Here is a 19,267-nt window from a genome sequence, read left to right on the forward strand (position 1 = left end):
CGCCCCACTAAATATTTCCAGAGAGGGCGATATGCGGAGAGTCGAAGGAAAAGTGGCCATCATCACCGGCGGCGCCGGTGGTCTGGGCAGCGCGGCGGCGCGGAGGCTGGCGTCGGAGGGCGCGACCGTGCTGATCGCCGACATAGCGGTCGATGCAGCGGAAAAGGTGGCAAATGAGATCGGCGGCGGCGCGTCGGCGGTCCACCTCGATGCCTTCGATCCGGCTTCCATCAAGGCGATGGTGGATACCGCGATCGAACGATACGGCCGACTGGACATCCTCAACAATAATGTGGCCCATACGGGGGGAACTGGCGCGGATACTACCGTTCTGGAAACGTCCATCGAAACCTGGGATCAGTCCTTTGCGGTCAACGTCCGCAGCTATTTCATCGCCACCAAATATGCGCTCCCGCACATGCTCAAAAATGGCAGCGGGTCGATCGTCAACATTGCCTCGGATTCAGGGCTGGGCGGCGATTGCGCGTTGGTTGCCTATGGATCGTCGAAGGCGGCCGTCGTCAACTTCAGCCGCTATGTCGCCGCGCAATATGGCCGTCAGGGCATTCGCTGCAACACGATCTGTCCTGGTCCCATCGCCACGCAGGCGCTTCGCGAGCATGCGCCGGAAACCCTGAAATCCACGCTCAATGCCGTCTATGTGCCGCAACTCGGTGAACCGCAGCACATAGCCGCGCTCGTCGCCTATTTCTCCAGTGACGAGGCCGCCTACACCAACGGCGCGATGATAAGCTGCGACGGCGGCCTGGATGCCGTGATCACGCCGTGGATGGCGCAAGGGAAGCTCATGAACTGAGAATGTCGTCGCGACGGATGTCGCCGCGGTCCGCTAGTTGAAGGAAGGATAGTCCCATGAAATTTCATTGGTTTGCGGAGGTAACATATCCGAATGTTCCGAAAGATTTCGTCGAAAGCGGGGAGCTGAACTGGGTCAAGCCCACTCCATCGCTCTTCGATCCGCGCGAGAGCGGCGAAATGTATCGCATGTTCATTCGCCTCATGCAGGGGGCAGACAAGGTCGGGTTCGATGGGCTTGCCGTAAACGAGCACCATGCCACTGGTTTCGCGATGACGCCCTCGCCGAACCTGCTTGCGGCAAGCCTAGCCAGCACGACGGAAAATGCCGCGATCCTGGTGATCGGCAATTCGCTCGCATTGTATAATCCGCCCGTCCGGATTGCGGAGGAAATGGCCTATCTGGACTGCGTTTCGGATGGGCGCCTCATTGCCGGCTTCGTGTTCGGCACGCCGATGGACTCGGCCTTTGCCTATGGCAATCCGCCGATCGAGGTGCGTGACCGCTTCCATGAGGCGCGAAACCTCATCCTGCGCGCCTGGGAGGAGCAGGAGCCGTTCGCCTTCAACGGCAAATATACCAAACTGCGCTATGTCGATATCTTGCCGCGGCCCGTTCAGAAACGTCCTCCCGTGTGGGTTCCTGGCTCGGGCAGCGTGGAAACCTGGGATCTCGTGATCGACGAGAACTATTGCTACGGGCATTTGAGCTTTTCGGGTCTATATTCGGCCAAGCCGACCGTCGACGCCTATTGGGAATATTGCGACAAGCGCGGCGGTGACATGAATCCGAACCGCATGGCGTTCACGCAGATCGTTTGCTGTGCGGAAACGGATGCGGAAGCCGAAGCCAAATATTATGATGCGGTGAGATATTTCTATCGCACCAACACGGTCGACCCGAACTTTGCCATGCCTCCCGGCTATTCCACGGCAAAGTCCATGCGCTCGCAGAACACCTTGATGAAGGTCGGCGAGAGCAAGCTGACCCCCGAGGACAAGGCGCGCGCGGCGAGCGGGGAAATGTCGTTCTGGGAATATGATGAAAAGGGCTTCATCATCGCCGGCTCTCCCGAGCGCGTGAGCCAGCGGCTGCGCGAGCTTGCCAAGGATCTGCGTATCGGTCAGCTTATCGCTTGCTGCCATGTCGGCGACCTTGCCGAAGAGGTGGCCGCCGAGAATACCCGCCTCATGGGTGAGCGCGTTATCCCCACTTTGCGTGATCTGTGGTCTGAATATCCCGACCACTGGACCCCGGAAACCAGCCAGAAGCGCGTGGCGACGATCTCGCCGGGCATCGCGCGCGCGCCTGAATTCGCGAAATAAGGAGTAACGCCCATGACCATGACCATGTCGAAGGTCGGCGCCTATGACATCCGCCGCTGGAGCGGCGGCAGTGGCGCTCCCCTGCTCTATCTCCACGGCTTCGAGCAGCATCCCGGCAACGCACCCTATTTGCAGAAGCTGGCCAGCAAACACAGCGTGATCGCGCCCGAGCATCCCGGTTATGGGGAATCCACCGGGATCGAGGATCTTCAGCATATTCTCGATGTCGCCCTGCACTATCGCCAACTGGTCGAGGACTGGGGCCAGGGGCCGGTCGACGTCATCGGCCACTCGCTTGGCGGCATGTTCGCGGCCGAGTTCGCCGCCGTGTCGCCGCATCTGGTGCGCAAGCTGGTGCTGGTTTCGCCCTATGGGCTGTGGCTCGACGCGGAGCCCGCGCCAGACCCGTTCGTCCTGCCCGCCGACGCAATGGCGAGCGCCAAATGGCATGATCCCTCGAGCGCGGGAGCAGAGACGTCTGCCTTCACCGACAATGACAAGCTGGAATTGGCGGTCTTCCGGGTGAAGAATCTGGGATCGGCGACCAAGTTCATGTGGCCCATCCCGGATCGCGGACTGGGCCGCCGCCTCCGCTATATCAAGGCACCGACGCTCGTGGTGCGGGGTGAGGCCGATGGTCTGGTGCCTGCTTCCTATACGGAAGCGTTCGCCGCCGGCATTGGCGGCGCCAAGACCAAGAGTATCGCGGCGGCGGGGCACCTGCCGATGGTCGAGCAGGAAGCGGCGTTCCTCAAGGTCGTCGAAGACTTCCTGGCTTGATTGACCTGCGCCGGGCCGGATCATCCGGCTCGGCGCCCTTGTTTTCGGGAGTAGAACATGGCGACCATAAACGCCAACGGCATCCAGCTTCATTATGAGATCGAAGGCGAGGGTCCGCCGCTGCTGCTTATCAGTGGCCTCGGGGGACATTCGGGCGTGTGGGCGACAGTCAAGCCCCTGTTGACCCCGCATTACAAGGTGATCACTTTCGATAATCGCGGAACGGGACAGAGTGACGTGCCGCCAGGGCCTTACACCATCGACCAGATGGGAGATGACGCGGCAGCCCTTATCGAGGGGCTGGGGCTGGGACCAGTCCATGTGGTGGGTTGGTCGCTCGGCGGATCGGTGCTTCAATCGCTTTTGATTCGGCATGGACGTCTTTTGCGCCGTGCCGTGCTCTTGAGTGCGTTTCCCTCCTATACCGCCGTTCAGGATGGTTGGCTGGATTGCCTCCTTTCCCTCAAGCGCAGCGACGTATCGCCGATCGCCCAGGCCATAATCGGCATGGCGTGGGGCTTCACGCCACGCTTCCTCTTCAACCACGACTTTGTGGAAGCGGCTGCCCGCGTCGGGGTCGAGCAAGATCCCACGCCTGTTACGACCGAAGGATTTGAGGCGCAGGCGCATGGATTGCGGCGCTATGACAGTCGGGTCGATCTGCCTACGGTCGCCACGCCTACGCTGGTCCTGATCGGGGCGGAGGATACGCTTACCCCGCCGGCGCAGTCGGTCGAGCTGGCGGCGCTGATCCCCGGTGCAAAGCTGCAAATCCTGCCGCGTGGCGGGCACGGTATGGTCCTAGAATATACCCAGGACACCGTTGGGGCGATCCTCGCTTTTCTAGGCGACGCTGCGTGAGCCGTTTCCAAGGCAAGGTCGTACTCGTTACCGGGGGAGGATCGGGACAGGGCGCGGAGACTTGCCGCCTGTTTGCCGCGGAAGGCGCGGATGTCGCGGTAGCCGACTGGAACGGAGATGCCGCCCGTGCCGTTGCCGACGAAATTGGCGGGCGCGCGATCGTTGTGGACGTATCACGCGAGGCGGAAGTCAAACAAATGGTCGAGTCCGCAGCGCAACCCGCGGGCCGCCTCGACATCCTCGTCAACAATGCCGGCGTCGGCTATTCTGAGAGCGGACGCTTCAAGATGGCAGGCGTCGTCGATACGCCGGAAGATGCATGGGACGCGATCCTGGCGATCAATCTCAAGGGAGTCGCGATGGGCTGCAAGCACGCGCTCCCCATCATGGCCGCCCAGGGCGGTGGCGCCATCGTCAATATCGCGTCGATCAATGCCCTCGTCGCGATGCCGGGCGCGGACGCCTATACCGCCTCGAAAGGCGGGATAGTGGCGCTGACCCGTGTGCTTGCGCGAGACTGGGCGCCTAAGGGGATTCGCGTCAACTGCATCTGCCCTGGCGGCGTCGACACGCCGATGATCGCGGGCGTGGTCGAGCAACTCGCGTCGGAGAACAGGGAGCTGCATCCGATTCCGTTGGGGCGCATCGCGCAGCCCGCAGAGATCGCGCGGATGACGCTGGCACTGGCTTCGGAGGATGCCTCTTATGTCACAGGGGTCATCCTGCCGGTCGATGGCGGCGCGACCGCACAATAGCACAGCAGGAGAGCATATATGACCACGAAATATCTGATTGCGTTCACCAATCCGGTCTCGGTGGAGCAGGAGCAGGCCTATAATGACTGGTATAACGGTACGCATTTACCGGAAGTGACGGCGTTGCCGGGTTTCAGGAGCGCCAAGCGCTTCAAGGCGAGCGCAAGCCAGCTCGCCGGCGATCCGCAGTTTCAATATGTCGCGCTGTATGAACTCGACGACGTCGAGACCGCTGTGGCCGCGCTCGGCAAGTCCGCGCCCGACCTTACCCAGACCGACACCACCGCACCGGAAATGCAGCTTATCGTGGTCGAGGAAGTATTCGAGCACGTCCCGGCCTGAACGGTCAACGCAAGGAAGGAGAGGATAATGGGAAGATTGGACGGAAAGGTCGCGATCGTAACTGGAGGGGCGGCGGGTATCGGCGCTGGAACGGCCGAACGCCTTGGTCAGGAAGGCGCGAAGGTCGTCATTGCGGATCGTAATATTGCCGGTGCCGAGCAGGTCGCGCACGGCATCGGCAATGGCCAGGCGCTGGCGGTGCAGTTCGATGCCACCGACGAAGGCTCGATCCAGAAGCTCATCGCGACCGCCAAGGATCATTTTGGTCGCATCGACATATTGCACAACAATGTGGCGATGACGGCCGAAGCCTGGTCGCGCGATACCAATCTGCTCGACACTACTGTCGAGACGCTGGATCTGAGCTACGCCATCAACCTGCGGAGCATGTTCATCGCTTGCAAGGCGGCCCTGCCGATCATGATCGACCAGGGTGGCGGTTCCATCATCAACATGTCCTCCGGTTCGGGAGAGGCAGGGGCACCGACCCTCATCGCCTATGGCACCACCAAGGGCGGCGTCATCACGCTCACCAAATACCTTGCCGTGCAATATGGCCGCGCGAACGTGCGCAGCAATTGCATCCTGCCCGGCCTGATCATGACCGAGCAGATCAAGCAGAATGTCCCGGATGCCGACCGCATCTATCGCCGCACGACCCCGTTCGATCGCGCCGGCACCCCCGCCGACATCGCGGGTATGGTGGTGTTCTTCGCTTCCGATGACGCCGTGTTCGTCAATGGCCAGATCGTTCATTGTGACGGCGGCGGCTCCGCTGGCGCTGCCGAACCGCTCGACTTCTGACAGCGAGAGCTTGACAAGAAAAAGGGGGCGGCGCCAGCAGCGCCGCCCCCTTTCCTGTGTGGTCGGTCAACCGTGGATCATGACCTTGAAGCTGTCGAGCGCGTCGAGTTGGGTATCGAACGCCTTGCGGCTCTCCTCCAGCGGGAACTGATGGCTGACCAGATGGGCAGTGCGGATCTCTTCCGCCGCCAGCGCCGCGATCGCCTGGGTGAAGTCGCCGCCGAGCGATCCGATGATGGTCGGCAGTTTATGGACGATCTTGGTCGTGTCGATAGGAGCGGCTTCCTCGGGCAAACCGACGATGCAGATGGTGCCGCCGGGCCTGACCATTTCGAGTGACTGGCGAATAGTGATGGGATTCCCGGCCGCCTCGAACACGACATCGGCCGATCCGCCACGCCCGAAATGATATCGGCTCACGCCGAAGCGGTCCATGACCCATTCCAGCGCATCGCCCGTTCGGGCGTCGAATACGCCGTCTGCACCACTTTCCTCGGCGAGAGCTAGGCGACGCGGCGAAACCTCGACCAGCACCGCCTCGGCCCCCACGCGGCGCGCGGCTTGCAGGCAGGCATTGCCGATCATGCCGCCGCCCAGCACGACCACCTTGTCGCCACGCTTGACGCCCGACTTCGCAACGGCCGTGATGCCGATCGAAACCGGCTCGACGGTCGCAGCGATGACGTCCGGCAGATGATCGGGCAAGCGATGGACGTTGACGCCAGGCGCGGCGTTCTCGATCCGCACATAGTCGGCGAAGGCGCCGGGGCGGCCATAGCCTGTCGAATTCTCGAACAAATCGGCACAGAGAATATGCTCGCCATCGTCGCAGGCGCGGCAGCGACCGCAGACCCCGGCCGAGAAGCCGGTGACGCGATCGCCGAGCCCGATTCCCTTGACGTCCTCGCCGACGGCCACGACCTGGCCCATGAATTCATGGCCCATTATCTGGCCACGCTGGACATAGAGCCCGGTCTTGTAGCTATGGACGTCGGACCCGCAGATTCCGCAGGTCGTCACCTGAATGAGAATGTCCGCAGCGCCTACACGAGGCGTTTCCACCTCCTTCAGGCTGATATCGTGGGGGCCGTTATAGACTGCCGCGCGCATGCGTTGGGGTAGTGCCAGATCGATCATTTTCCTCTCCCTTCAAAAATATGAAACATGTTACATTTTAACGCGAATGGTATGGAAATCCATTCGATGGTTGACTTTTGGCACAGCCTCAATCAAGAACCTGAAACACGTTAAAGGTTTTAGTGAGTCCGGTCAAACCGGCTGGAGGGATGAAATGAAAGTGTCGCTTGGTGCGCATCGGCCCGTCGTTGTGGCGGTCGGAGGCACTCTTAGAGAGCATAGTTCGACCGAAAAGGCATTGAAGCTCGTTCAGCGGCGTTGTGTCGAGCTAGGCGCGGATACTGTCCTGATAAGCGGCGCGGATCTCGATCTGCCGGCTTATGCGCCCGAGCGGGCGGAGCGCACCGAACGGGCGCAACTCCTTGTCGATTCATTGCGGCGGGCAGATGCGATCCTTATCGGCTCGCCTGGCTATCATGGCGGCATTTCAGGTCTGGTGAAGAATGCGCTCGACTATACGGAAGACATGCGAGGCGACGCGCGCTGCTATTTCGACGGTCGGCCCGTCGGCTGTGTCGCCACGGGCGCGGGCTGGCAGGGTGCTGTAGCGACGCTGGGGGCACTGCGCGCCGTTGTCCATGCTCTGCGCGGCTGGCCGACGCCATTGGGCGTTGCGATCAACACCATCGAGCCGGTCTTTGCTCCCGATGGAGAGTGTCTTTCGCCCGATCTCGCCCGAACGCTTGATGCGATGGCCGAGCAATTGCTGGAATTCGTTGCTGCGCACACCGCGCTGGCGACCGCGGTTTAAGGAATTCCTTATGGCGACCCAGCCTCATTTCGATCCCGATTATGTATCGCCGCCGTTGCGCCGGCGCGTTCGCCCTTCGCTTGTGTCCGTCCCCACCTTCGACGCCGACGCGGCCGTCACGGCCATCGCTGCGGGAGGTGTTGCGATCCTGGCTGAAGGTATCTCCGGTGATGCTCCAATGAGCCTGATTGCTGCGGCGCGCGACGTCGACGCCCATGTCGTGAACTTCATGGCTCGCAATGGTCGGGGCCTTATCTGCATGCCGATCGCACGGGAGCAGGCGCGCCAGATCGGCCTGACGGCCATGGCAGGTGCGGTGGACAATAATCCTCGCTGTCTCGGCTTTGCCCGATCTATCGAGGCCTGCAGCGGTGTTTCGACGGGTATATCGGCGGATGATCGTGCGAGAACGATGTCGGTGGCGGCTGCGGTCGGCGCCGGCCCTCACGACATTGTCAGTCCCGGTCACGTATTCCCCATTATCGGCCATGAGAATGGCTTGATCGGCCGCTGCGGCGCCACCGAGGCGGCGATCGAGCTTGTGCGGTTGGCGAACCGGGGCTTTGCAGCCGTACTGTGCCGGATATTGCGGGATGATGGGGAAGTCGCGACTTTGGCCGACATGCCCGGTCTGGGCTGGATGCAGTCGCTTGAGGCCGTCGATATCGGAACGCTGCTCGCTGCGCAATGTGCGCGGACCCGCCTGGTTCACCGTGACGATGCGCCTCGCTTCGTGGGGGCGAACGCCTCGATTCAATTGCGGATCTATCGCGAGCAGGAAGGGGGACGGGAGCATTATGCGCTGCTACACGGATCGCGGCCCGATCGTGAGCGCAGTGTGATCCGCATCTGCCGCGACAATGATGCGGGACAGAATATTCATACGGTCGCAGCGCTGGCCGCCGCAATCTGCGAAAGCGTGTCCGAACCGGGCGCGAGCCTCATTCTCATCTCCGGAAGTGAGCAGGGATTGGCTGGCGACATCGTCAACGAGGCGATCGGCGGACAGATACTTGAGGATATGGTGCTTAATGGCTGACGGAATCACTCCACTTTTTTCGCTGGCCGGCAAGCACGCGCTGGTGACGGGCGCGTCCAGCGGGCTTGGCGCGCATTTCGCGATGATCCTTGCCGAAGCAGGTGCCGCGGTGACACTTGCGGCGCGGCGGAAGGAGGCTCTGGCGGATGTTGCTGAACGCATCGCCCGCCTTGGCGGAAGCGCGAAAGTCGTGACGCTCGACGTCACCGACGCTGCGTCGCTTGACGCGCTCCCCGCTGCTATGGCCGATATCGACATATTGGTGAACAATGCGGGGATCGTCCGCGATGGCCCCGCGCTCGACCAGACTGAAGCCGATTGGGATGCGGTGATCGATACCAATCTCAAGGGCATGTTCCTGGTCGCGCAGGCCGCCGGACGGGCCATGAAGGCGCGCGGAGGCGGATCGATCATCAATATCGCCTCCATTCTTGGTTTGCGGCAGGCGGGAGCCGTGCTTCCCTATGCGGTTTCCAAGGCCGGCGTGGTGCAGATGACCAAGGTGATGGCGCTCGAACTGGCGCGTCATGGCATCCGAGTGAACGCCCTCGCGCCCGGCTATCTCGACACGGAACTCAACCGGGCCTTCTGGGAAACGGACGCGGGGCGTGCGTTGATCCGCCGGGTGCCCCAGCGACGCCTGGGCCAATTGGAGGATCTGGACGGACCGCTGCTCCTGCTTGCCTCGGATGGCTCGCGGTTCATGACAGGCGCGGTGATCGCCGTGGACGGGGGACATCTCGTTAGCAGCCTGTAAAATGAAGGAGAAGCAGATGGCTGAAAAGCTCCAGGTGGATGCGAACATCGCCCTTGAAGGGCTCTTGTTCGACGGGATGACGATCGCGGCGGGTGGCTTTGGGCTTTGCGGCATTCCCGAGACCTTGATCTATGCAGTGCTCGAAAGCGGCGTGCGTGACCTGACATTGGTGTCGAACAATGCGGGCGTCGACGATTTCGGCCTTGGCATCCTCCTCGCCGAGAAGCGGGTTCGCAAAATGATCTCCAGCTATGTCGGCGAGAACAAGGAATTCGAGCGCCAGTTTCTGGCCGGAGAGCTGGAGGTGGAGTTCAATCCGCAAGGCACCTTGGCCGAGCGGATGCGGGCGGGGGGCGCGGGCATCCCGGCTTTCTACACACGCACCGGCGTCGGCACGATGATTGCCGAAGGCAAGGAAGTGCGTCGCTTTGGCGATAGCGATTATGTGATGGAAACCGGGATCGTCGCCGATCTGGCCCTGGTGAAAGCCTGGAAGGCCGATCCCTACGGCAACCTCGTCTACCGCAAATCCGCCCGGAACTTCAATCCGATGGTCGCGACATGCGGACAGGTGACGGTGGCCGAGGCGGAAATACTGGTGCCAGCGGGCAGCCTTGACCCGGACAGCATCCATACGCCGGCCGTCTTTGTCCAACGCTTCATTCGCGCAACCAGCAACGAAAAGCGCATCGAACGGCGCACGATCAGGGCGGAGGCGGCGTGATGGCGACCGATACGTCCGTAAAGGGCTGGACCCGCGATCAAATGGCTGCCCGCGCGGCGCTCGAGATGCACGACGGCTTCACCGCCAATCTAGGCATCGGGATACCGACGCTGGTCGGCAATTTCATTCCGCCCGGCGTCGATGTCACCCTTCAATCGGAGAACGGCATCTTGGGGCTAGGTCCATTCCCGACCGAGCGGGAGGTGGACCCGGACATCATCAACGCGGGCAAGCAGACGATCACCGAGCTGGACCGGACCAGCTATGTTTCCTCAGCCGACAGCTTCGCAATGATTCGCGGGGGCCATATCGACCTGTCGGTGCTGGGCGCTATGGAAGTGGCCGAGAATGGCGATCTGGCAAACTGGATGATCCCCGGTCAGATGATCAAGGGACCGGGCGGTGCCATGGACCTTGTGGCCGGCGTCCGGCGCATCATCGTGCTGATGGATCATGTGTCGAAAAGCGGCAGTCCCAAGTTTCGCACCCACTGCACCCTGCCGCTGACCGGCGCCAATGTCGTCGATATGCTGATTACTGATCTGGCGGTGTTCGACCGCAAATCCCGTAACGCCGCCTTCCGCCTGATCGAACTCGCTCCTGGCGTGACGATCGAGGAAGTCCGCGCCAAAACCGAAGCGAGTTTCGAGGCATGACGGATAGAGCGCACGCCATGGCCGCGCGGGTGGAAACATTCGTCCGCGAGGTGGTGATCCCCTATGAGAAGGATAGCCGCCGGGACCATCATGGGCCGACCGACGAGCTTGTGATGGAGATGCGCGGGAAGGCGCGGGAGGCCGGGGTGCTGACGCCGCATATCCTGGCAGACGGCTCGCATCTGACGCAGGGCGAGACAGCGATCGTCCTGCGCAAGACGGGCCTGTCGCCGCTTGGACCGCTTGCCTGCAACACGGCCGCCCCAGACGAGGGCAACATGTATCTGCTGGGCAAGGTCGCGAGCCCCGAGCAGAAATCGCGCTTCCTAGAACCGCTTGTCAGGGGTGAAGCGCGATCGGCCTTTTTCATGACCGAACCGGCCGAGGAGGATGGCGCTGGCTCCGATCCTTCGATGATGCGGACGACCTGCCGGCTCGATGGCAATCACTGGGTCATCAACGGTCGCAAGAAGTTCATCACCGGCGCGCAGGGCGCCAAGGTCGGCATCGTCATGGCGAAGTCGGACGACGGCGCCTGCATGTTCCTGGTGGAGCTACCCGATCCCGCCATCCGCATCGCGCGCGTGCTCGATACGATCGACAGTTCGATGCCGGGAGGGCATGCCGAGATCGATCTTGTCGACTTGCGTGTCCCTGCCGACCAGATGCTGGGAGCCTCGGGCGAAGGCTTCAAATATGCCCAGGTGCGTCTCTCGCCCGCGCGCCTCTCGCACTGCATGCGCTGGCATGGTGTGGCGACACGCGCGCACGAGATCGCCACCGACTATGCCAATCGGCGTCATGCGTTCGGCAAGCCGCTTGTCGACCATGAAGGCGTGGGCTTCATGCTGGCCGACAACCTCATCGAACTGAAGCAGGCCGAACTGATGATCGACTGGTGCGCCGGGGTGCTCGACACGGGGTCGCTGGCCACGGTGGAGAGCTCGATGGCGAAGGCGGCTGTGGCGGACGCTCTGTTCCGGGTGGCGGATCGCTGCGTGCAGGTGATGGGTGGCAACGGTGTCAGCGGCGATACCATCGTGGAGCAGGCGTTCCGCGAAATCCGCGCTTTCCGAGTCTACGACGGCCCGACCGAGGTTCATAAATGGTCGCTTGCCAAGAAGATCAAGCGTGACTGGAAAGCCGCTCAGGCATGACGGTCGCTCAGGATGACAATGTCGGCACGGCTCCCGTTCGCGAGGGCTATGGTTTTGATATCGATGCACTCGACCTCTGGATGCGGACGAATGTCGACGGCTATGCCGGACCGCTTCATGTCGAACAGTTCAAGGGCGGGCAGTCCAATCCGACCTACAAGCTGGTGACGCCTGACCGATCCTATGTCCTGCGGCGCAAGCCACCGGGCCAGCTCCTGAAGGGCGCGCATGCCATCGAACGGGAAGCCAAGGTGCTGACCGGGCTTGCCAGGGCAGGCTTTCCAGTGGCCCATGTTTATGGGCTATGCACCGAGGATGCGGTGATCGGCACCTGGTTCTATGTCATGGAGATGGTCGAAGGCCGCATCTTCTGGGACGCGACCTTCCCCGACGTGCCAAGGTCCGAGCGCGCCCTTTATTTCGATGCCATGAACGCCACGATCGCCGCCCTCCACAATGTCGATTATCAGGCTGTCGGCCTAGGCGATTATGGCAGGCCCGGCAATTATTTCGAGCGGCAGATCGCGCGTTGGTCCAGGCAATATCTGGAAGATGAGGCGGCCGGGCGCGACCCGAATATGGACCTTTTGGTCGACTGGCTGCCTGCAAACATCCCGGCCGGGGATGAGACCAGCATCGTCCATGGCGACTTTCGATGCGACAATATGATCTTCCATCCCAGTGAGCCGCGTGTGCTCGCCGTGCTGGACTGGGAGTTGTCAACGCTTGGCCATCCGGGCGCAGACTTCGCCTATCATGCGATGATGTATCGCATGCCCCCACATATCGTCGCGGGGCTTGCGAATGCCGATCTCGCAGCGCTCGGTATTCCTGACGAGCAAGACTATCTTGCGGCCTATTGCCGCAGACGCGGCCTGGGAGCCATGCCCGGCTACGACTTCTATATCGCGTTTAATTTCTTCCGCCTGGCAGCGATCTTTCATGGGATCAAGGGGCGCGTGATCCGGGGGACCGCGGCATCCGCCCAGGCTCGCGAACGGGTTGCGGTATTACCTGAACTCGCGGCGCTTGCCTGGACGCAAGCCAAGCGGTGCGTGTGAAGCGGCGATAATCGAACAGAAATACGCTTGGCTCGCAGCGTGGCGGATGGAAGGCCAGACAAGACTCTTCGATGCTTTCCGGCAGGAAGGGAAGCGGTGTGTCCGGCAAGGCCGGCTTCAACATTGAGGAACGGAAATGAGCGATGATATTCTGATCTTGTCCGGCGTCCGAACGGCGATCGGCACCTTCGGCGGAGCGCTCAAAGACGTTCCACCCGCAAAGCTCGGCAGCATTGTTATCGCCGAAGCCATGGCGCGGGCCGGGATCGAGCCTGCCGATGTCGATCACGTCTTCATGGGACAGGTTATCCCAACGATCGCTCAGGATGCGTATCTCGCAAGAGCGGCCGCGCTCGGTGCGGACATCCCTGTGTCGGCGCCGGCGCTTACCATGAATCGGCTTTGTGGATCGGGTGTTCAAGCCATCATTTCCGCGGCACAGACATTGCGTCTTGGCGAGGCTGAATTAGTGGTCGCGGGCGGCGCCGAGAACATGAGTCGCGCGCCCCATCTCGTGGCATCCGCCCGGTTCGGTCAGAAGATGGGACCGATCGAGATGGTCGATGCGCTCACCACAACCTTGAGCGATCCGCTGGACGGTTATCATATGGGGGTGACGGCGGAGAATATTGCCGCACAGTGCAAGATCAGTCGCGAGGATCAGGATGCCCTCGCACTGGAGAGTCAGAGGCGCGCGGCCCGAGCCATTGCGGAAGGCCGATTCAACGAGCAGATCGTGCCGGTTGAAGTTTCGACCCGCAAAGGTGTGATCGTCTTCGACACGGATGAGCATGTTCGTGGCGATACAACGGCCGAAGGCCTCACCAAGCTGCGCCCGGCCTTCCAGAAGGAGGGAACGGTAACGGCCGGCAATGCCTCTGGGGTCAACGATGGCGCCGCCGCCCTGGTTCTCGCCACGGCGGCGGCAGCCGCCGCCAAGGGACTGGTTCCGCGCGCCCGCATCCTGGGGTGGGGGCATGCCGGAGTCGATCCATCCGTGATGGGGCTAGGCCCCGTGAAAGCCGTTCCGATCGCGCTTGAGCGCGCGGGCATCGGGCTTGAGGAGATCGACGTCATCGAAGCGAACGAAGCGTTCGCGGCTCAAGCCTGCGCGGTTGCGCGCGAACTGGAATTTGATCCGGAGAAGACCAACGTCAACGGTTCGGGCATTTCGCTTGGGCATCCGATCGGCGCCACCGGTGCGATTCTCGTCGTGAAAGCGATTCATGAACTCGAACGATCCGAAGGTCGGTATGGCTTGATCACGATGTGCATTGGCGGGGGACAAGGCATCGCACTGGTAATTGAGCGGTTTAAGAGCGGCACTTAGTAATCCATCGTGGACGACGTAGAAGAACATGGTGCCGCTTCGCTCACGCAATATCCGCAGCATCACCTCCAATTATGGCTGCATACCGCTCGATGCTATCCTGAAGAGGTAGCGAGTGATCGAACTCCGTCAACTTCGCTACCTCGTTGCGGCGGCCGAGGCGGGCAGCTTCAGCCGGGCGGCACGCAACCTCAATATCAAGCAGCCGACGTTGAGCCGTTACATCCTCGAAACCGAGAAACGGCTGGGCATGGTGCTGTTCGACCGCAAGACGCGCGGCGCGACGCTAACGGCTAACGGCGCGACCTATCTGCGCGTCGCCAAGCGCATCATGAAGGAATGGGACGAGCTGGACGCCTGGGTCAGCGCCACGACGAACGGCTATGCCGGCAAGCTGGCGGTCGGCTTCTACACCTCCCTCTCGGCCGGCAACCTGCGCGCGACGCTGAGCGAGTTCGGCGAGCGCCATCGCGACGTGAAGCTGCGCGGGTTCGAGCGCGACCGTGACATGCTGCTGGCCGGCATCGAGAACGGGCTGCTCGACATCGCCATCATGATCGGCGACACGCCTTATCCTGGCCTGATGAGCCGCTCCTTCTGGAGCGAGCGCGTCCTGGTGGCGATGCCTGAAAGCCATTCGCTTGCGACGCGCGAACGCATCCACTGGACCGACCTGACCGGCGAGCGGTTCTTGCTCACCGAGCGAGATCCCGGTCCCGAGACGCGCAACATGCTCTTGGGCAAGCTGGGGATGCCGGGCTATTCGCCAGAGATCGACATGGACGACATCAGGCGAGATACCGCGCTGAGCGTCATCGCACTCGGCGGGCATATCTCGATCGTCGCGGAATCGGCGCTCGGCATCCACGTCCCAGGCGTGGTCTTCCGCGAGGTCCACGAGACCAACGGGCACACGCGCATCGGCTTCTCGGGCTATTGGCGCGAGGACAATGAGAATCCGGTGCTGCGCCGGTTCCTTGCGTTCGTCACCGCCCGCTATTCGATGCCGTCCGTGCCTGTGCCGCAGCCACTCTCTCAGCAAGCGGGAAAGGAGCCGTCATGACGCAAGGAAAGACACTCATCATCGTGCTGGTCACGCTCATCATCGGGTTCGGGGCGGGCTTTGTCCTTCGTCCGGTGATCGTCCCCGTCGAGCGGACGGCGATCGTCGCCGGCCCGCCGGCCGCCACGCCGACACCGGCTGAGCCGCGCGGGACGCAATATTTCGCGGCGCATCTCGATGAAGCGCGGCAGGTTGTGGCGCAATGCGCGAAAGGTTCGGTGCGAGGCGGCGAGTGCGCCAACGCTGAGCAGGCCGTGATCGAGGCGGAAGGCCGGGAGCGCTTCAAGAAGTTCATGGGTAACTGACGGAAGGCAACGCGCCATCAATTCCCCAGCGCGCGGTGCCGGCGAAAGGCCCGGTCGGTTTCCATGAACCGGGTGAGCATCGGTGCGACCAGCTTGTCGGGCGGGACCGGCGCTCCCCCGGTCTCGGCCGCGAGGGCGGCGGCATAGGCTTGCAAGTCGCGATGCACGGCAGCGGGCAGCTCCACCGAGAGCTTGACCGGCCGATCGTCGGCGAGAGGCCCCAGCTTCAACTTGCTCATCGCGCGCCTCCGATCGGTTCCAATACAAGGTCGCGCGTGATAACCACGCGCAACGGATGGCCCGGCCGGATGGTGAGCGTCGGCTGCACGTTCAATTGCCGCCGCACGATCTGCTGGCCGGTCTGGTTGATGGTGTCCTGACTTCCGCGCCGAAGCGCGCGGGTCAGGTCGTCCTCGCTATCCGCGCCCAGTTCGGCGCCGACGCCGAGCAATGTCGAGACGGCGGCGGCTTTCAGAAGATTGCCCCAATGCTGGTTCACGCGGTCCTGTAGGCCAGCATATCCGGCCGCATCGGCGCCGGGCTGGCGTTCGAGAACGATCGAGCGGCCGTCCGGCATGATGAGCCGATCCCAGGCGAGCAGCACGCGGGTCTGTCCGGCGGCGATCTCGCTGTCATATTCGCCGATCAGCCGCGCACCCTGCGGGATGAGCAGGATGCGGCCCGTAGGACTATCATAGACATTGGCCGTCACCTGGGCCGTGATCTGGCCGGGAAGGTCGGAACGGATGCCGGTGGTGAGCGCGGCGGGAATGATGCTGCCGGCCCGCACGATGTTGGGCGAGGCCGGCGCGGTCAGGCGCTCGACGCTTACCGTGCGCTGGCTCGACGCCTGCGCCATGAAGGCCCGCTTGGCGGCCTGGTCGCCCTGCGCGGCCGCGCCATCGGGCTGCGCAGGGGGCTGCGAAGTGGCAGCGTCGGGCGCTGCCGTTGCGAGGTTCGGCAAGGATGGCATCGCGGTGGCTCCGGCGCTGCTGCCGCCGAGGAACACGCCGCTCATGCGCGCCGCGTCGCGCTCCTGGCTGATGCGCTGACGGGCGGCTTCCGCGGCCTGCGCTCTCGGATCGGGCTGTCCGCCGACCGGCGGGACAGGGACATTCTCCCCACGCTTCTGGGCGGAGACGATCGGTCCGCCGAGGTCGCCGGGAAGCCGCGCCCCAAGTTTCGGAACCTGGCCATAGTCCTTCGGCCCCGAGTTGATCGTCTCGGCCGTGGCGCGGCTGTCGGTGCTGTAGAGTTCCTTGGCCTCCTTCTCGCCCGGCGGCTTGAGCGCGTAGATCAGCGAGCCGCCGATGCCGAGACCGGCCACGACGCCCATGACGGCGAGCGCCTTGCGCGACAGCCGCATGACGCGCGGCGGATCGCCGCGAAGCTGGAAGGCTTGCGGGTCGGGGCGCGGCGTCTGCGGTGCGGTTGCCTCGGGCGGAGAAGTGTCGGCGGGATCGGTCACGGCCGCCCCCTGCGGCGCGATTCCGCGCCGTCCCGCACGATGCGGACGCGCTGCGCGCTGCGCCGGTCGCCCAGGCGCAGCTCGGCGGCGGCGAACAGTTGGTCCACGACCATGTAGCGGCCCTGCACGCGGTAATTGACCAGCTCAGCGTCGCCGGCCGGGCCGGTCACGAACAGCGGCGGCATCTCGCCCTGCGAGATCCCGGCCGGAAACTCGATGAACACCTGCGCGGAATCGTCGAAGGCGCGAACGGGCTTCCACGGCACGCGGTCGCCCTCGATCTGGTAGCGGAAATTGAGCGCCGCGAGGTCGATGCCGGCGGCGACGGGGGCCGAGGCGGCAGCGGCGGCATTAGCGCCGCGCAGGGCGATCAGCGCGTCCTGCGGGTAGGTCCAGGAGACCGACGCCATGTAGGTCGAGGCCGTCGCGCGCAGTTCGATGTGATAGGTGCGCCGGTCGGTATTGATGACGAGGTTGGTGTAAATGTCGGGCCGTGTGGGCTTCGTCAGGATATGCACGCGGGCCGTGAGGCCGCTGCCGCTCACCGTGTCGCCGATAATCCAGCGCACGGTATCGCCGGCCGCGACCGGCCCCGGTCCCACAAGCTGCTCGCCTTCCTGAAGCGCGATGTCCGTCACCTGGCCGGGCGCGGCATAGACCTGATAGAGCGCGCCGTCCGACCACGGATATTGCTGGATGGCGTTCACATAGCCGTCGCGGGTGGGCTGGACGCGGGCGGCGGCATTGGCCGCCCCGACGCGGCGGCGCGGATCGGCGTGCTCGGACGTCGCCGTGCCGGTCGCGAGCGGCTTCAACTGGCCGGGCAGAGGCAGCGGTTCGGGGATCGTCACCACCTCGACGGCGCGCGGCGGCTGTGCGGCCGGCGTCGCCGCGATCTCGCGCGGCGGATCGTCATAGGCGATGGCCAGTGGCTTCGCGGACGTGGTAGCGCAGCCGGCGAGCGCGGCAGCGGAGACGAGCAGCGCGGCCGTGGCCGCGCGGCGGATGGGTATGCCGGTCATTGCGACAGCTCCTTGGACCAGTTGAGGGCGTTGACGAACACGCCGAGCGGGTTCTTGCGCAACGCGTCGGGCGTGCGCGGCGGTTGCACGACGACCGTGAGGATGGCCGACCAGCGTTCGGTGGCGGCGAGGCTCCCGTCCTGATAGCGGCGCTCGGTCCAGGCGACGCGGAAGCTGTCGGGCGAGGCCCGGATCACACTGGAGACGTCCACCGCGACCTGAACCTTGCCGACCTGTGTGAATGGGTCGTTGGCGCGGGCATAGTCGTTGAGCGCCATCGCCCCCTTGTCGGTCGTGAAGTCGTAGGCGCGCAGCCAGTTCTGGCGCACGATCACCGGATCGGCCGGGATCGCCCGGACCTGTTCGATGAAGCGGGCGAGATGGAACGCGATCTGCGGGTCGGTCGGACGGTAGCCGGCTTCGGCGGGCGCGACGGCCTGGGCCTCGCCCAGCCGATCGAGCTGCACCACCCAGGGCACGATATGGCCGCGGGCGGATTGCCAGACGAGCCCAGCGGTGAGCCCGCCCGAGAGGGCCAGCGCGCCGAAGAAGGCGAGGCGCCAGTTCTTCGCCTGCACGCGCGCCGAGCCGATGCGGTCGTCCCAGACCTGCGCGGCGCGCTGATAGGGCGTGGTGGGTTCGGGGGTCTGGCCGTAGCGGATGGTGGGGCGTCGGAACATGGAGGGTCAGTCCTTCTCTTTGATGTCGGGACCGGCTCCGCCGCCGTGGCTGTCGCCGGCCTTCATGGTGTGGGCGAGGACGGTCGCGCCGTGGCTGACGGCCTGGCGGCGTTTCATCGCGGCCGCCCATGCGGGCTGGGCCGACGTGCCGGCCGCCCCGGAGCCTTCAGCGGTCGCGGCGGTCGGGGTGGCGGCTTCGGGTCCGCCGGTGATCGTGCCGCCCGTGGCGGTGAACCCGGCGCGGGCGCCCGAGCGGAAATTGGCCTTCATCGCCGCGCCGCCCTTGGCGGCCGCCTTGCGCAAGGGCGAGAGGACGGCGCTCACCGCGCTTCCCGCCGCCGCCTGGCCGACAGCGGCCATGCCGCCCGCGACAGCGCCCGCGCCGCTCTTGCCCAGCGAGCCGAGGCTGTAGGCGCTGGTCGCACCGCCCGCC

General features: G+C 63.9%; 22 protein-coding genes and 1 pseudogene. 17 read left to right on the forward strand and 6 right to left on the reverse strand.

Annotated features, from left to right (window positions below; all coding sequences use genetic code 11):
* The first annotated feature begins 52 nt into the window (after positions 1 to 52).
* Genes RLDS_RS48700 through RLDS_RS48725 form a run of 7 tightly spaced genes read left to right on the forward strand, consistent with a single transcriptional unit; the run spans position 53 to position 5,684 of the window.
* On the forward strand, positions 53 to 817 hold the full coding sequence (locus RLDS_RS48700) for an SDR family NAD(P)-dependent oxidoreductase (protein WP_009823008.1): 765 nt from the start codon (positions 53 to 55) through the stop codon (positions 815 to 817).
* 56 nt (positions 818 to 873) lie between these two features.
* Positions 874 to 2,142: an LLM class flavin-dependent oxidoreductase gene (locus RLDS_RS48705; protein WP_009823007.1), complete on the forward strand. Its 1,269-nt coding sequence runs from the start codon at positions 874 to 876 to the stop codon at positions 2,140 to 2,142.
* A 12-nt stretch (positions 2,143 to 2,154) separates the two neighbouring features.
* The gene (locus RLDS_RS48710; RefSeq protein WP_021227688.1) at positions 2,155 to 2,922 is read left to right on the forward strand and encodes an alpha/beta fold hydrolase; all 768 of its coding nucleotides are present in this window, start codon (positions 2,155 to 2,157) and stop codon (positions 2,920 to 2,922) included.
* A 57-nt stretch (positions 2,923 to 2,979) separates the two neighbouring features.
* Positions 2,980 to 3,783, forward strand: a complete 804-nt coding sequence (locus RLDS_RS48715; RefSeq protein ID WP_021227689.1) for an alpha/beta fold hydrolase — start codon at positions 2,980 to 2,982, stop codon at positions 3,781 to 3,783.
* The gene (locus RLDS_RS48720) at positions 3,780 to 4,538 is read left to right on the forward strand and encodes an SDR family NAD(P)-dependent oxidoreductase (protein ID WP_021227690.1); all 759 of its coding nucleotides are present in this window, start codon (positions 3,780 to 3,782) and stop codon (positions 4,536 to 4,538) included. The genes RLDS_RS48715 and RLDS_RS48720 overlap by 4 nt, the downstream gene beginning before the upstream one ends.
* A gap of 18 nt (positions 4,539 to 4,556) precedes the next feature.
* Entirely contained in the window at positions 4,557 to 4,880 is a 324-nt protein-coding gene (locus tag RLDS_RS0128720) for a DUF4286 family protein (RefSeq protein WP_009823003.1), read from the forward strand.
* 27 nt (positions 4,881 to 4,907) lie between these two features.
* Positions 4,908 to 5,684, forward strand: a complete 777-nt coding sequence (locus RLDS_RS48725; RefSeq protein ID WP_021227691.1) for an SDR family NAD(P)-dependent oxidoreductase — start codon at positions 4,908 to 4,910, stop codon at positions 5,682 to 5,684.
* A gap of 66 nt (positions 5,685 to 5,750) precedes the next feature.
* Here the strand turns inward: RLDS_RS48725 and RLDS_RS48730 are convergent, their stop codons facing one another.
* Positions 5,751 to 6,821, reverse strand: coding sequence for a zinc-dependent alcohol dehydrogenase (locus RLDS_RS48730; protein WP_021227692.1), 1,071 nt, complete (start codon positions 6,819 to 6,821; stop codon positions 5,751 to 5,753).
* Between the two features lie 154 nt (positions 6,822 to 6,975).
* On the opposite strand from RLDS_RS48730, the gene RLDS_RS48735 reads away from it, so the two are divergent.
* The 10 genes from RLDS_RS48735 (at position 6,976) to RLDS_RS48775 (ending at position 15,664) form a co-directional block, all read left to right on the forward strand.
* Positions 6,976 to 7,572, forward strand: a complete 597-nt coding sequence (locus RLDS_RS48735; protein ID WP_021227693.1) for an NADPH-dependent FMN reductase — start codon at positions 6,976 to 6,978, stop codon at positions 7,570 to 7,572.
* Positions 7,573 to 7,582: 10 nt separating this feature from the next.
* Entirely contained in the window at positions 7,583 to 8,611 is a 1,029-nt protein-coding gene (locus RLDS_RS0128725) for a 3,4-dihydroxy-2-butanone-4-phosphate synthase (protein WP_021227694.1), read from the forward strand.
* The gene (locus tag RLDS_RS48740; protein ID WP_009822998.1) at positions 8,604 to 9,368 is read left to right on the forward strand and encodes an SDR family NAD(P)-dependent oxidoreductase; all 765 of its coding nucleotides are present in this window, start codon (positions 8,604 to 8,606) and stop codon (positions 9,366 to 9,368) included. The genes RLDS_RS0128725 and RLDS_RS48740 overlap by 8 nt, the downstream gene beginning before the upstream one ends.
* A 16-nt stretch (positions 9,369 to 9,384) precedes the next feature.
* Complete coding sequence (locus RLDS_RS48745) at positions 9,385 to 10,092, forward strand: CoA transferase subunit A (RefSeq protein WP_021227695.1); 708 nt, start codon at positions 9,385 to 9,387, stop codon at positions 10,090 to 10,092.
* A complete protein-coding gene (locus RLDS_RS48750) occupies positions 10,092 to 10,748 on the forward strand; it encodes a 3-oxoacid CoA-transferase subunit B (RefSeq protein ID WP_021227696.1) in 657 nt (218 codons plus the stop codon). The genes RLDS_RS48745 and RLDS_RS48750 overlap by 1 nt, the downstream gene beginning before the upstream one ends.
* Complete coding sequence (locus RLDS_RS48755; RefSeq protein WP_031298811.1) at positions 10,745 to 11,905, forward strand: acyl-CoA dehydrogenase family protein; 1,161 nt, start codon at positions 10,745 to 10,747, stop codon at positions 11,903 to 11,905. The genes RLDS_RS48750 and RLDS_RS48755 overlap by 4 nt, the downstream gene beginning before the upstream one ends.
* A complete protein-coding gene (locus tag RLDS_RS48760; RefSeq protein WP_021227698.1) occupies positions 11,902 to 12,966 on the forward strand; it encodes a phosphotransferase in 1,065 nt (354 codons plus the stop codon). The genes RLDS_RS48755 and RLDS_RS48760 overlap by 4 nt, the downstream gene beginning before the upstream one ends.
* Before the next feature lie 136 nt (positions 12,967 to 13,102).
* Positions 13,103 to 14,296, forward strand: a complete 1,194-nt coding sequence (bktB, locus tag RLDS_RS48765) for a beta-ketothiolase BktB (RefSeq protein ID WP_021227699.1) — start codon at positions 13,103 to 13,105, stop codon at positions 14,294 to 14,296.
* Between the two features lie 115 nt (positions 14,297 to 14,411).
* Positions 14,412 to 15,359 carry a LysR family transcriptional regulator gene (locus RLDS_RS48770; RefSeq protein ID WP_021227700.1) on the forward strand — a complete coding sequence of 316 codons (948 nt, stop codon included), beginning with the start codon at positions 14,412 to 14,414 and terminating at the stop codon, positions 15,357 to 15,359.
* Positions 15,356 to 15,664 carry a hypothetical protein gene (locus RLDS_RS48775; protein WP_021227701.1) on the forward strand — a complete coding sequence of 103 codons (309 nt, stop codon included), beginning with the start codon at positions 15,356 to 15,358 and terminating at the stop codon, positions 15,662 to 15,664. Before RLDS_RS48770 ends, RLDS_RS48775 begins: the two co-directional genes overlap by 4 nt.
* 17 nt (positions 15,665 to 15,681) lie before the next feature.
* Here the strand turns inward: RLDS_RS48775 and RLDS_RS48780 are convergent, their stop codons facing one another.
* The 5 genes and pseudogenes from RLDS_RS48780 to RLDS_RS0128730 form a co-directional block, all read right to left on the reverse strand.
* Positions 15,682 to 15,903 (reverse strand): DUF2274 domain-containing protein, encoded by a 222-nt coding sequence (locus tag RLDS_RS48780; RefSeq protein WP_021227702.1) that lies wholly within the window; start codon positions 15,901 to 15,903, stop codon positions 15,682 to 15,684.
* A complete protein-coding gene (locus RLDS_RS48785) occupies positions 15,900 to 17,132 on the reverse strand; it encodes a TrbI/VirB10 family protein (protein ID WP_021227703.1) in 1,233 nt (410 codons plus the stop codon). The genes RLDS_RS48780 and RLDS_RS48785 overlap by 4 nt, the downstream gene beginning before the upstream one ends.
* Positions 17,129 to 18,154 carry a P-type conjugative transfer protein TrbG gene (gene trbG / locus RLDS_RS48790; protein WP_021227704.1) on the reverse strand — a complete coding sequence of 342 codons (1,026 nt, stop codon included), beginning with the start codon at positions 18,152 to 18,154 and terminating at the stop codon, positions 17,129 to 17,131. Before trbG ends, RLDS_RS48785 begins: the two co-directional genes overlap by 4 nt.
* On the reverse strand, positions 18,151 to 18,834 hold the full coding sequence (trbF, locus tag RLDS_RS48795; RefSeq protein ID WP_021227705.1) for a conjugal transfer protein TrbF: 684 nt from the start codon (positions 18,832 to 18,834) through the stop codon (positions 18,151 to 18,153). Before trbF ends, trbG begins: the two co-directional genes overlap by 4 nt.
* Before the next feature lie 6 nt (positions 18,835 to 18,840).
* Positions 18,841 to 19,267, reverse strand: a pseudogene (locus tag RLDS_RS0128730) (P-type conjugative transfer protein TrbL); the annotation flags it as partial.

It is taken from the genome of Sphingobium lactosutens DS20 (assembly GCF_000445105.1).
Classification (GTDB): Bacteria; Pseudomonadota; Alphaproteobacteria; order Sphingomonadales; family Sphingomonadaceae; genus Sphingobium; species Sphingobium lactosutens.

What these genes read in the sequence shown, in the direction of transcription:
- RLDS_RS48730 (WP_021227692.1), bottom strand. Translation starts at nt 6,821, where the DNA reads ATGATCGATCTGGCACTACCCCAACGCATGCGCGCGGCAGTCTATAAC.
- trbF (WP_021227705.1), bottom strand. Translation starts at nt 18,834, where the DNA reads ATGTTCCGACGCCCCACCATCCGCTACGGCCAGACCCCCGAACCCACC.
- RLDS_RS48725 (WP_021227691.1), top strand. Translation starts at nt 4,908, where the DNA reads ATGGGAAGATTGGACGGAAAGGTCGCGATCGTAACTGGAGGGGCGGCG.
- RLDS_RS48745 (WP_021227695.1), top strand. Translation starts at nt 9,385, where the DNA reads ATGGCTGAAAAGCTCCAGGTGGATGCGAACATCGCCCTTGAAGGGCTC.
- RLDS_RS48760 (WP_021227698.1), top strand. Translation starts at nt 11,902, where the DNA reads ATGACGGTCGCTCAGGATGACAATGTCGGCACGGCTCCCGTTCGCGAG.
- RLDS_RS48705 (WP_009823007.1), top strand. Translation starts at nt 874, where the DNA reads ATGAAATTTCATTGGTTTGCGGAGGTAACATATCCGAATGTTCCGAAA.
- RLDS_RS48740 (WP_009822998.1), top strand. Translation starts at nt 8,604, where the DNA reads ATGGCTGACGGAATCACTCCACTTTTTTCGCTGGCCGGCAAGCACGCG.
- RLDS_RS0128720 (WP_009823003.1), top strand. Translation starts at nt 4,557, where the DNA reads ATGACCACGAAATATCTGATTGCGTTCACCAATCCGGTCTCGGTGGAG.
- bktB (WP_021227699.1), top strand. Translation starts at nt 13,103, where the DNA reads ATGAGCGATGATATTCTGATCTTGTCCGGCGTCCGAACGGCGATCGGC.
- RLDS_RS48750 (WP_021227696.1), top strand. Translation starts at nt 10,092, where the DNA reads ATGGCGACCGATACGTCCGTAAAGGGCTGGACCCGCGATCAAATGGCT.
- RLDS_RS48710 (WP_021227688.1), top strand. Translation starts at nt 2,155, where the DNA reads ATGACCATGACCATGTCGAAGGTCGGCGCCTATGACATCCGCCGCTGG.
- RLDS_RS48780 (WP_021227702.1), bottom strand. Translation starts at nt 15,903, where the DNA reads ATGAGCAAGTTGAAGCTGGGGCCTCTCGCCGACGATCGGCCGGTCAAG.
- RLDS_RS48775 (WP_021227701.1), top strand. Translation starts at nt 15,356, where the DNA reads ATGACGCAAGGAAAGACACTCATCATCGTGCTGGTCACGCTCATCATC.
- RLDS_RS48735 (WP_021227693.1), top strand. Translation starts at nt 6,976, where the DNA reads ATGAAAGTGTCGCTTGGTGCGCATCGGCCCGTCGTTGTGGCGGTCGGA.
- RLDS_RS48715 (WP_021227689.1), top strand. Translation starts at nt 2,980, where the DNA reads ATGGCGACCATAAACGCCAACGGCATCCAGCTTCATTATGAGATCGAA.
- trbG (WP_021227704.1), bottom strand. Translation starts at nt 18,154, where the DNA reads ATGACCGGCATACCCATCCGCCGCGCGGCCACGGCCGCGCTGCTCGTC.
- RLDS_RS0128725 (WP_021227694.1), top strand. Translation starts at nt 7,583, where the DNA reads ATGGCGACCCAGCCTCATTTCGATCCCGATTATGTATCGCCGCCGTTG.
- RLDS_RS48755 (WP_031298811.1), top strand. Translation starts at nt 10,745, where the DNA reads ATGACGGATAGAGCGCACGCCATGGCCGCGCGGGTGGAAACATTCGTC.